The 10817-nt window shown below is 62.4% G+C and carries 12 protein-coding genes and 1 pseudogene; 11 read left to right on the top strand and 2 right to left on the bottom strand.

What is annotated here, in order from left to right; all coding sequences use genetic code 11:
• Nucleotides 1–217: 217 nt before the first annotated feature.
• The gene (locus FJ949_RS08380) at nt 218–502 is read left to right on the top strand and encodes a hypothetical protein (protein WP_140494980.1); all 285 of its coding nucleotides are present in this window, start codon (nt 218–220) and stop codon (nt 500–502) included.
• Between the two features lie 21 nt (nt 503–523).
• On the opposite strand, the gene tldD is transcribed toward FJ949_RS08380, so the two are convergent.
• Entirely contained in the window at nt 524–1936 is a 1413-nt protein-coding gene (gene tldD / locus FJ949_RS08375; RefSeq protein ID WP_140494978.1) for a metalloprotease TldD, read from the bottom strand.
• 164 nt (nt 1937–2100) lie between these two features.
• The gene (locus FJ949_RS08370; RefSeq protein ID WP_140494976.1) at nt 2101–2646 is read right to left on the bottom strand and encodes an invasion associated locus B family protein; all 546 of its coding nucleotides are present in this window, start codon (nt 2644–2646) and stop codon (nt 2101–2103) included.
• Nucleotides 2647–2904: 258 nt separating this feature from the next.
• Here FJ949_RS08370 and coxB point away from each other — a divergent pair, with 258 nt between their 5' ends.
• From coxB to ispH, 10 genes and pseudogenes are all read left to right on the top strand, one after another.
• Nucleotides 2905–3921, top strand: a complete 1017-nt coding sequence (coxB, locus tag FJ949_RS08365; protein ID WP_181167186.1) for a cytochrome c oxidase subunit II — start codon at nt 2905–2907, stop codon at nt 3919–3921.
• A 38-nt stretch (nt 3922–3959) separates the two neighbouring features.
• Nucleotides 3960–5612, top strand: a complete 1653-nt coding sequence (gene ctaD / locus FJ949_RS08360) for a cytochrome c oxidase subunit I (protein WP_140494972.1) — start codon at nt 3960–3962, stop codon at nt 5610–5612.
• A gap of 72 nt (nt 5613–5684) precedes the next feature.
• Entirely contained in the window at nt 5685–6629 is a 945-nt protein-coding gene (locus FJ949_RS08355) for a heme o synthase (RefSeq protein ID WP_140494970.1), read from the top strand.
• 2 nt (nt 6630–6631) lie between these two features.
• Entirely contained in the window at nt 6632–6793 is a 162-nt protein-coding gene (locus tag FJ949_RS08350; protein ID WP_140494968.1) for a hypothetical protein, read from the top strand.
• 8 nt (nt 6794–6801) lie between these two features.
• On the top strand, nt 6802–7434 hold the full coding sequence (locus FJ949_RS08345) for a cytochrome c oxidase assembly protein (protein ID WP_140494966.1): 633 nt from the start codon (nt 6802–6804) through the stop codon (nt 7432–7434).
• Nucleotide 7435: 1 nt separating this feature from the next.
• A complete protein-coding gene (locus FJ949_RS08340) occupies nt 7436–8314 on the top strand; it encodes a cytochrome c oxidase subunit 3 (protein WP_140494964.1) in 879 nt (292 codons plus the stop codon).
• A gap of 76 nt (nt 8315–8390) precedes the next feature.
• A pseudogene (locus tag FJ949_RS30620) lies at nt 8391–8575 on the top strand (L,D-transpeptidase family protein); the annotation flags it as partial.
• A gap of 3 nt (nt 8576–8578) precedes the next feature.
• Complete coding sequence (locus FJ949_RS08330) at nt 8579–8965, top strand: DUF983 domain-containing protein (protein ID WP_140494962.1); 387 nt, start codon at nt 8579–8581, stop codon at nt 8963–8965.
• On the top strand, nt 8962–9714 hold the full coding sequence (locus FJ949_RS08325) for an SURF1 family protein (RefSeq protein ID WP_181169779.1): 753 nt from the start codon (nt 8962–8964) through the stop codon (nt 9712–9714). The genes FJ949_RS08330 and FJ949_RS08325 overlap by 4 nt, the downstream gene beginning before the upstream one ends.
• An 87-nt stretch (nt 9715–9801) precedes the next feature.
• Entirely contained in the window at nt 9802–10812 is a 1011-nt protein-coding gene (ispH, locus tag FJ949_RS08320) for a 4-hydroxy-3-methylbut-2-enyl diphosphate reductase (protein WP_140494960.1), read from the top strand.
• Nucleotides 10813–10817 lie beyond the last annotated feature (5 nt).

The following is a 10817-nucleotide window of genomic DNA, read 5'->3' as shown; positions in this document are numbered from 1 at the left end:
ACAATCGAGGCAGCCGAATGCAGGAACTACTTCGAAAACGCAGGCTACGCTTCCGTCAAGATATGAAACGCTCTAGCCCTGCTCAGCGAGACTGGTCGCGTCATGCAGTCTGCCCCGAAATCCCAGCCAGATTTATCGCTAAAGTTGTGGATCATCGCCACTGCAGTTGAATCTGCCCCGCAAAAAGGCATAATCCAAATTGGGATAGGGGGAGAAGATGATTTCACCAGGTTTTGTTGCCGAGATTTTTGGTTCGGCTCTCATCATGGCGCTCACCGGTGCGGTGCTCGCTTGGATCTTGAGAAAATTCACGCGTGTGGGGCTGGTGCCATCCTATGCGCTTGGCGTCGCGGTCATGACGTTTGTCGGCGCTGCGCTCTATGTCTCGGGCCATGATGGGACCGTCGACTACCTGAGTGCATGGACCCAGTACGCGATCGGCGGCGTTATCGGCTTCCTGATCCTGTATGCCACGTCGCGCCGGTCTGTAAGCAAGACCTAGCAGACTGGCCACGAGGCGGCTTCAAACCCTTGTGCCGCCGACCGTCATCTGGTCCATCCTGAGGTGCGGCTGGCCGACGCCGACCGGCACGCCCTGTCCAGCCTTGCCGCACATACCGATGCCGTTGTCGAGCTTCATGTCATTGCCGATCATCGAAACGCGGTGCATGGCGTCGGGCCCGTTACCGATCAGCATGGCGCCCTTGATCGGTTGCGTCACCTTGCCGTTCTCGATCATGTAGGCTTCGGTGCAGCCGAACACGAACTTTCCGGAGGTGATGTCGACCTGGCCGCCGCCGAAGGAGACGGCATAGATGCCGTTCCTGACCGAGGCGATGATCTCGTCCGGCTCCATGTCGCCCGATGTCATGTAGGTGTTGGTCATGCGCGGCATCGGCTGGTGCGCGTAGCCCTCGCGCCTTCCGTTGCCGGTGGCCCGCATGCCCATCAGCCGGGCGTTCTGGCGGTCCTGCATGTAACCGACCAGCTTGCCGTCCTCGATCAGCACGTTGCGCGCCGAAGGCGTGCCTTCATCGTCGACGGTGAGCGACCCGCGTCGTTCCGCGATCGTGCCGTCATCGACGACGGTGACGCCCTTTGCCGCCACCTGCTGGCCCATCAGGCCGGCGAAAGCGGATGTCTTCTTGCGGTTGAAGTCGCCTTCCAGCCCGTGGCCGACGGCCTCGTGCAGCATGACGCCGGGCCAGCCGCTGGAGAGCACGATGTCGAAAGTGCCGGCCGGCGCCGGTACGGCTTCGAGATTGACCAGCGCCTGACGCAGCGCCTCCTTGGCGGCGTGCTTCCAGCTGTCCTCGACGAGGAAGTCGCCGAACGCCTTGCGTCCGCCCATGCCGTAGGAGCCGCTTTCCTGGCGGTCGCCGTCGCCGACCACCACCGACACGTTCACCCTGACCAGCGGCCGGATGTCGCGCACCACCTGGCCGTCGGCGCGCACGATCTCGACATGCTGCCAGGACGAGGTCAGCGATGCCGAGACCTGGCGCACGCGCGGATCCTCGGCGCGCAGCCATGCGTCGACTTCCTGCAACAGCTTCGCCTTGGCCTCGAAGGAAGGGGAGGGGATCGGGTTCTCATCGCCATAGAGATGGCGGTTGGTGCGGGCGGGCGCGGCGGCAAGCGTTCCGGAATAACCGCCCTTGACGGTCGAGACGGCATTAGCCGCGCGTCGCAGCGAAGCCTCGGACAGGTCGCTGGAGTGGGCATAGCCGCTGGCTTCGCCGGCAACCGCGCGTAGGCCGAAACCCTGGTCGGTGTTGAAATTGGCCGTCTTCAGCCGACCGTTGTCGAACATCAGCGCTTCGCTCTCGCTGTATTCGACGAACAACTCGCCATCGTCGGCGCCGTTGATGGTCTCTGCGACGATCTCCTTGACGCGATCGTCGGAAATATCGAATTGGCCGATAAGGCTGTTCATGGCGTATGTCCGTGGATGAATGGTTATATCCGGGATGTAGGCGCGAAGCCGCGCCCAGACAATCGCCAATCGTCATTCAAATGCAGGGCGGCGGCGTCCCGGATCTATCCCAGGTCCGGAAAACCTATCGTTGATCGGCAGCTCCCGGGTCGAGGCGCGGGAGTCTACGGCAGGGCCGCAAATCCGTCGGCAAAACCCTTGAGGTCCACCGGGATGCCGATGCCTTCTTCTGGCGTCTGGAAGACGATGAACGTGGCCGACGTGCCGGTCTTCAGCGTATCGAGCAGCGGCTTCTCGAGAATGACCTCAGCGTAGCAGCCGTCCTGGAAGCAGCGCACGAAATAAGCGCGGCCGATATCCTTGCCGTCGACATTGAGGCCGAGCCCGTTGGGCAAGAGCACGCCGAGCGGCGCCAGCACGCGCAGGATCTCCGCCTTGTTGTCGGCGGTGCGCAGCACCACGACCGACAGCCCCATCTCGGGGCGGTCCTCGGCGACGACGTTCTGCATCATCACGCATTGTTCCGACGTGGCGCCGGCCGGCGTGTCGCAGATGATCGACCACGCGCCATGGGTCGAGCGCACCGTGCCGCTCGGCTGGGCCGCGTTGGCCTGGCCGGCGGCCGACAAGCCGGCGACGGACAAGGCGGCGAGAAAGATGACCTTCGCCAAGGGGCTCGAAAGCCCAAATCCCGACAGCCAAGAGTTCATGACGGCTCCATTGCGAATCACGGCACTTTAAGCCGCGCCAAAGCCAAGTAAAGGACGAGACAGCGGCCGAGCCGCCACGAAAATGCCCATGCGGCGCTTTTCCTAGCCAATTTCGCCCGAATTACGACGCCAGGCGCGCCGGCCGGCAGCAAGCAGCCGATCCGTCGAACATAGCCGATTCGCCATGGCGGCCGCCGCCTTCAAAGATGCATTCCGGCTTGCGCGCAAAAATGCCGCACGGTTTCCTCCGCTCCTTTCTTGCGGAGGGAAAAAGAGTATGGTTTGAACCAGCTTGAGACAGTCGGGATTCCCGTCCCGGCATTGTTCGTTATTCTCGTGGACACAGCCGCGAGGAACTGGGAGACGAAGAGGGCGATGAGAAATTTCCTGGCAAACGCCAAGCTTCCAGCAAGTGCCAAGTTTCTAAGCGCTTGTGCCGTTACCACGTTTTTCGCCGGCACGGCCGCCCATGCCGATCAGCCCGTCGAGTGGGAGACGACCTTCCAGGCGCCGGCAACCGACATGATGCGCCAGATCGAGTGGTTCGGAAACTACACGATGTGGTTCATCATCCCGATCACCGCCCTGGTATTGGTCCTTCTGATCTACTGCATCGTGAAATTCCGCGCGAGCGCCAACCCGGTTCCGTCCAAGACCAGCCACAACACGCTGATCGAGGTGATCTGGACTGTCGGCCCCGTCGTCGTCCTGCTCTGCCTCGCCATCCCCTCGTTCCAGCTCTTGACCGCGCAGTACACGCCGCCGGAAGAAGCCAAGCTCACCGTCAAGGCGACGGGCAACCAGTGGAACTGGGATTACGAATACCAGACCGACAACACGCTCTCGTTCAACTCGGCGATCCTCCAGGATGGCGACCGTGCCGCCGCCGGCAAGGAAGATCGCAAGGTCTATCCGCGCCTGCTTGCCGTCGACAACGAGATGGTGGTGCCCGTCCACACGATGACCCGGGTGCTCGTCACCGCGACCGACGTGATCCATTCCTTCGCCATGCCGTCCTTCGGCATCAAGATCGATGCCATTCCCGGCCGCACCAACGAGACCTGGTTCAAGGCGGAGAAGGAAGGCCTCTACTACGGCCAGTGCTCGCAGCTCTGCGGCAAGGACCATGCCTTCATGCCGATCGCCATCCGCGTCGTCTCCGACGCGCAGTTCAAGACCTGGCTGGCTGCGGCCAAGACCGATCTGCCCGGCGCCAACAAGACGCTGATGGCCGAGGTCGATGGCCAGAACAAGGTAGCGGCCGCCGGCAACTGATGCCGCGGGTTAGCAAGATTTAGGGAACGGAGCGGAACATGGCAGACGCTGCAGCTCACGACGGGCACGACCACAAGCCTTATCATGGTTGGGTGCGCTGGGTTTATTCGACCAACCACAAGGACATCGGTACGCTCTACCTGATCTTCGCGATCATGGCCGGCATCATCGGCGGCGCGCTGTCGGTCGCCATCCGCATGGAGTTGCAGGAGCCTGGCATCCAGATCTTCAGCGGTCTGGCGCAGATGGTCTACGGCATGAACGGTGACGCCGCGATCGACGGCGGCAAGAGCATGTACAACGCCTTCGCCACAGCGCACGCGCTGATCATGATCTTCTTCATGGTCATGCCGGCCCTGATCGGCGGTTTTGCCAACTGGATGGTGCCGATCATGATCGGCGCCCCGGACATGGCGTTCCCGCGCATGAACAACATCTCGTTCTGGCTGCTGCCGCCGGCTTTCATCCTGCTGCTTATCTCGATGTTCGTGCCGAGCGCGCCTGGCGCCTACGGCGTCGGCGGCGGCTGGACGCTCTATCCGCCGCTTTCGACCTCCGGTCAGCCCGGTCCGGCCATGGATCTGGCGATCCTGTCGATTCACATCGCCGGCGCGTCCTCGATCCTGGGTGCCATCAACTTCATCACCACCATCTTCAACATGCGCGCGCCAGGCATGACGCTGCACAAGATGCCGCTGTTTGCTTGGTCGGTGCTGGTCACCGCATTCCTGCTGCTGTTGTCGCTTCCGGTCCTTGCCGGCGGCATCACCATGCTGCTTACCGACCGCAATTTCGGCACGACCTTTTTCGCTCCCGATGGCGGCGGCGATCCGCTGCTGTTCCAGCACCTGTTCTGGTTCTTCGGCCATCCGGAAGTGTATATCCTGATCCTGCCGGGCTTCGGCATCATCAGCCATATCGTCTCCACCTTCTCGCGCAAGCCGGTGTTCGGCTATCTCGGCATGGCCTACGCCATGGTCGCGATCGGCGCGGTCGGCTTCATCGTCTGGGCGCACCACATGTACACGACCGGCCTGTCGCTCGACACGCAGCGCTACTTCGTCTTCGCCACCATGGTCATCGCGGTGCCGACGGGCGTGAAGATCTTCTCCTGGATCGCGACGATGTGGGGCGGATCGATATCGTTCAAGCCGCCGATGCTGTGGGCGCTGGGCTTCATCTTCCTGTTCACGATCGGTGGTGTTACCGGGGTTCAGCTGGCCAATGCCGGTCTCGACCGGTCGCTGCACGACACCTATTTCGTGATCGCGCACTTCCATTACGTGCTGTCGCTGGGGGCGGTGTTCGCCATCTTCGCCGGCTGGTACTACTGGTTCCCGAAGATGACCGGCTACATGTATTCGCCCGTCATCGCCAACACCCATTTCTGGGTCATGTTCGTCGGCGTCAACCTTGTCTTCTTCCCGCAGCACTTCCTCGGCCTTGCCGGCATGCCGCGCCGCACCATCGACTATCCGGACGCGTTTGCGGGCTGGAACATGGTGTCGTCCTACGGTTCGTACATTTCGGCCGTCGGCGTGGTGATCTTCCTCTATGGCGTGTTCGAAGCCTTCCAGAAGAAGCGGATCGCTGGCGCCAATCCATGGGGCGAGGGCGCAACGACGCTGGAATGGCAGCTGCCGTCGCCGCCGCCGTTCCACCAATGGGAGCAGCTGCCGAAGATCAAATAAGGCGGCAGCCCGGAATTGAAACCGCCGGCCTGCCGGCGGTTTCGGCCAAACGGAATATGGATTTGAGTACGCATGGCCCTTGTCGACGAAACCAGCATTGACGAAGCGGGCTTCCGCATGTCGGAAGCGACGGCGGGTGATTTCTTCGCCCTCCTGAAGCCGCGCGTCATGTCGCTGGTGGTGTTCACCGCCTTTGTCGGACTGGTCGCGGCACCCGTGACCATCAATCCGCTGCTGGCGGTGATCGCGATCCTGGCTATTGCCATCGGGGCTGGTGCCTCCGGCGCGCTCAATATGTGGTACGATGCCGATATCGACGCGGTGATGACACGCACCGCCACCCGCCCGGTGCCGGCCGGCCGCATCCAGCCCCACGAGGCGTTGAGCTTTGGGTTGGTGCTTTCGGTTTTGTCGGTGATGACGCTCGGCGTGCTGGTCAACTGGCTGTCGGCGGCGCTGCTGGCCTTCACCATCTTCTTCTATGCCGTCGTCTACACAATGTGGCTGAAGCGCTGGACGCCGCAGAACATCGTCATCGGCGGTGCTGCCGGCGCCATTCCGCCCGTGATCGGCTGGGCCGCGGTGACCGGCACGGTCAGCCTGGAGAGCGTCGTCCTGTTCCTCATCATCTTCCTGTGGACGCCGCCGCATTTCTGGGCGCTGGCGCTGTTCAAGTCGCAGGATTATGAACGCGCCGGCATCCCGATGATGCCCAATGTCGCCGGCCCGGCGTCGACCCGCCGTCAGATCTTCGCCTATGCTCTGGTGCTGGCCCCGGTCGGTGTGCTGCCGTGGCTGCTTGGCTACACCACGCCGTTCTATGGCGTGGCTGCCCTGCTGCTCGGGCTCGGCTTTGTCTGGTATGCGTGGAAAGTGCTTGGCATGTCCGACGACGATCGCGCGATGAAGCCAGCCAAGGCGTTGTTCGGCTATTCGCTGCTCTATCTCTTCGCCATCTTCGCCGTCTATCTCGCCGACAGCGTCGTCGAACGTGCACTTGCGGTGGGTGGAGCATGAGCATGATCGAAGACAAGCTCGAAACGGTCACCTTGACCGAACGCCAGCGGAAGGCCCGGCGCAACCGCTCGGTCGCCATCGGCGTAGCCTTGGCCGTGCTGGTCGTTATCTTCTATATCGCGACGATCGTGAAGTTCGGTCATAACCTCTCTGGCACGATGTGAGGCGGGAGATGGGTGTCGACACGAGCGCCAAACCGGCCGGGCACAACAGCAACCGCCTTGTTGCGGCCGTCTGCGTTGCCTTCTTCACCGGCATGATCGGCATGGCCTATGCCGCGGTGCCGCTGTACAAGATGTTCTGCCAGGCGACAGGCTATGGCGGCACGACGCAACGCGTCGAGAAGCAGTATGCCGGCCGCGTGCTCGATCGCGAGATCACCGTCCGCTTCGACGCCAATATCGCCGGCGTGCCGTGGGATTTCCAGCCGGTCCAGCGCTCGATGACCATGAAGATCGGCGAGACGGTGCAGGCGCACTATCAGGCGACCAACAAGTTCGATCGCCCCATCACCGGCCGCGCCACCTTCAATGTCCAGCCTGAACTGGCGGGTCCCTATTTCAACAAGGTCGAATGCTTCTGCTTCACCGACACCACGCTGAAGCCCGGCGAAACGCTTGACATGCCGGTCCTGTTCTACGTGGACCCCGATATCGTCAACGTGCCGGAACTGAAGGACGTGAAGACGATCACCCTGTCCTACACGATGTTTCCGGTCGAGAAGAACAAGCCGGTCGCATCGTCAGAGCCGGTCCAGGGCAACAGCAAGACAATTTCAAATACCGAAGGAAATCTCGGGGGTTGATATGGCAGACGCGCACGCAAAACATCACGACTATCATCTCGTCGACCCGAGCCCGTGGCCTTTCCTGGGATCGATAGGGGCGCTCGTCACCGCCTTTGGCGGCGTTTGCCTCATGGAATACCTGAAGGGCGGCTCGTTCCCGATCTTCGGCTTCAACATCGCCAATCCGTGGCTGTTCTTCATCGGCCTCGCGATCGTCCTCTACACCATGTTCGCCTGGTGGTCGGACACGATCAAGGAAGCGCATGAGGGCCATCACACGCGGGTCGTGTCGTTGCATCTGCGCTATGGCATGATCATGTTCATCGCCTCCGAGGTGATGTTCTTCGTCGCTTGGTTCTGGGCCTATTTCGATGCCAGCCTGTTTCCGAGCGAAGCCCACCAATATGCCCGCACCGCGTTCACCGGCGGTGTCTGGCCGCCGAAGGGCATGGAGGTTCTCGATCCTTTCCACCTGCCGCTCTATAACACCGTGATCCTGCTGTTGTCGGGCACCACGGTCACCTGGGCGCACCACTCCCTTATCCACGGCGATCGCAAGGGGCTGATCAACGGGCTGGTGCTGACCGTCGGCCTCGGCATGCTGTTCACCATGGTGCAGGCCTACGAGTACATGCATGCTCCGTTCGCCTTCAAGGATTCCATCTACGGCGCCACCTTCTTCATGGCGACCGGCTTCCACGGCTTCCATGTCATCATCGGCACCATCTTCTTGGCCGTCTGCCTGATCCGGGCCATGAAGGGCGATTTCACGCCCAAGCAGCATTTCGGTTTCGAGGCTGCCGCATGGTACTGGCATTTCGTCGACGTGGTCTGGTTGTTCCTGTTCGCCTCGATCTACGTCTGGGGATCGGTCGGCGCGGTAATCGAAGCCCACTGATACCGGTCTGATGACTTTGAAGGGGCGGCTGCGGCAACGTGGCCGCCCTTCTTCTTTTCGGTCCAATGCGATCCGGGCGGTTGCGAGGGCGCACAGTGTCGATGCCGGCGGTATGATCATGATCCACGGCCAGCCGAACGGATTCGGCGGCTGCTTCAATTGGTCGGCTGGACCGACGGCGGCATTGCCGTTACGGACTCCGGCATGGACGAAGTCTGGGCGGTGGTGATCGATGGAACACCCATCAGGATTGAGCGGTAAGCAATGAGCGACGACAAGGCGATCTGGCCTCCGATCGACCCTATTTCCGCGGGCTTGCATGGACGCTGCCCGCGCTGCGGCGAGGGGCGGCTGTTTTCCGGCTTTCTCACCGTAGGCAAACGCTGCACCAATTGCGGTCTTGATTATTCCTATGCCGATGCCGGCGACGGGCCCGCGGTTTTCGTCATCCTGATCATCGGCTTCATCATCGTCGGCCTGGCGCTCTGGGTCGAAGTGACGCTGAGCCCGCCGCTCTGGCTGCATCTGCTGGTCTGGATCCCGCTGGCGCTGGTGCTGTGCCTGACGGCGCTCCGGCTGATCAAGGGGGTGCTGCTTACGCTGCAGTACCGCAACAAGGCGGCCGAGGGCCGGCTGGATCGCGGCGAATGACCGACATGTCCGCCAAGGGCGGTCGTTCGCGGCCAGGATCGGTATTGCTGCTTGGCATTGGCCTCGTCCTGCTCCTGATCCTGCTGGCGCTCGGCACCTGGCAGGTCCAGCGCCTGCACTGGAAGGAAGGTCTTATCCAGACCATCGACCAGCGCACCCACTCGCCGCCGCTCCCGCTGGCCGAGGTGGAGAAACAATTCGCCTCGACTGGGGACGTCGACTACACGCCGGTGACGGTGACCGGCACGTTCCTGCATTCCGGCGAGCGGCATTTCTACGCAACATGGGAAGGCGAAGCCGGCTTCAACGTCTACACGCCGCTGGCCCTCGACGATGGCCGCTTCGTCCTGATCAATCGCGGTTTCGTGCCATACGATCTGAAGGATGCCGCCAAGCGCGCCAAGGGACAGGTCGCGGGCAAGGTCACGGTCACCGGCCTCGCTCGCAATCCGCTGCCGGCAAAGCCGTCGATGATGCTTCCCGACAACGACGTGGCGAAGAACATCTTTTACTGGAAGGACCGTGACGTGATGGCGGCGAGCGCTGGCTTGCCGGCGAGCGCCAAGCTGGTGCCAATCTTCATCGACGCCGACAAGACGCCGAATCCGGGCGGTTTGCCCATCGGCGGTGTCACCATCATCGACCTGCCGAACAGCCATCTGCAATATGCCGTGACCTGGTATGGGCTTGCCGCGGCACTTGCCGCCGTTCTCATCCTGCGGCTTCGCAGGCCAGCGAAAGAGGAATGAGCGCGACCGACCCGCTTGAAGGGCCATCGCCCTTGACAGGACGGGGGTAGGCACCTCATTTCGGCTCTGATCAAACGGCCCGGATTCATGCTTCAGACCACGACAAAGCCTTCTCTGACGATCCGCCTCTGCCAGCCGCGCGGTTTTTGCGCCGGCGTCGACCGTGCTATCCAGATCGTCGTGCTGGCGCTGAAGAAATATGGCGCGCCGGTCTATGTCCGCCATGAGATCGTGCACAACCGCTATGTCGTCGAGGGTCTGCAAAGCCTTGGCGCCGTCTTTATCGAGGAACTTTCCGAGATTCCGGCCGAACATCGGCAGTCGCCGGTCGTCTTTTCCGCGCATGGCGTGCCGAAGTCGGTACCGGCGGATGCCCAGGCGCGCAATTTGTTCTATCTCGACGCCACCTGTCCGCTGGTCTCCAAGGTCCACAAGCAAGCGATGCGCCACCAGCGGCTCGGCCGCCACGTGCTCCTGATCGGCCATGCCGGACATCCCGAGGTGATCGGCACGATGGGACAATTGCCGGAGGGCGCGGTAACGCTGATCGAGACCGAAGCCGATGCCGCGAGGCTTGCGCCGGCGGACCCGAAGGCGCTCGGCTTCGTCACCCAGACCACGCTATCGGTCGAGGACACGGCCGGCATCATCCGCGCGCTGCAGGACCGCTTTCCCGACCTGAAGGCGCCGGCGGCGGAATCGATCTGCTATGCCACCACGAACCGTCAGGAAGCGGTCAAGGATACCGCTGCGGGCGCCGATCTCTACCTGATCGTCGGCGCGCCCAATTCCTCCAATTCGCGGCGTCTTGTCGAAGTGGCTGAGCGTGCGGGGGCTGCGATGTCGCTTCTCGTGCAGCGCGCCGCCGAGATTCCGTGGGATGACATCGGCGACATCTCGACGCTCGGTCTGTCGGCGGGGGCATCCGCCCCGGAGATCATCGTCGACGAGATCATCGATGCGTTCCGCCAGCGCTTCGATGTCACGATCGACCTGGCCATCACGGCCACTGAAACGGAGGATTTTCCCGTCATGCGGGTACTGCGCGATGTCGAACTGACGGCGGCCGACATGGCTTTCGTCAACGGGGCGCCGTAAGGCAC

This window comes from Mesorhizobium sp. B2-4-1 (assembly GCF_006442185.1).
GTDB lineage: Bacteria > Pseudomonadota > Alphaproteobacteria > Rhizobiales > Rhizobiaceae > Mesorhizobium.
This window is presented reverse-complemented; position numbering and strand designations above follow the sequence as displayed.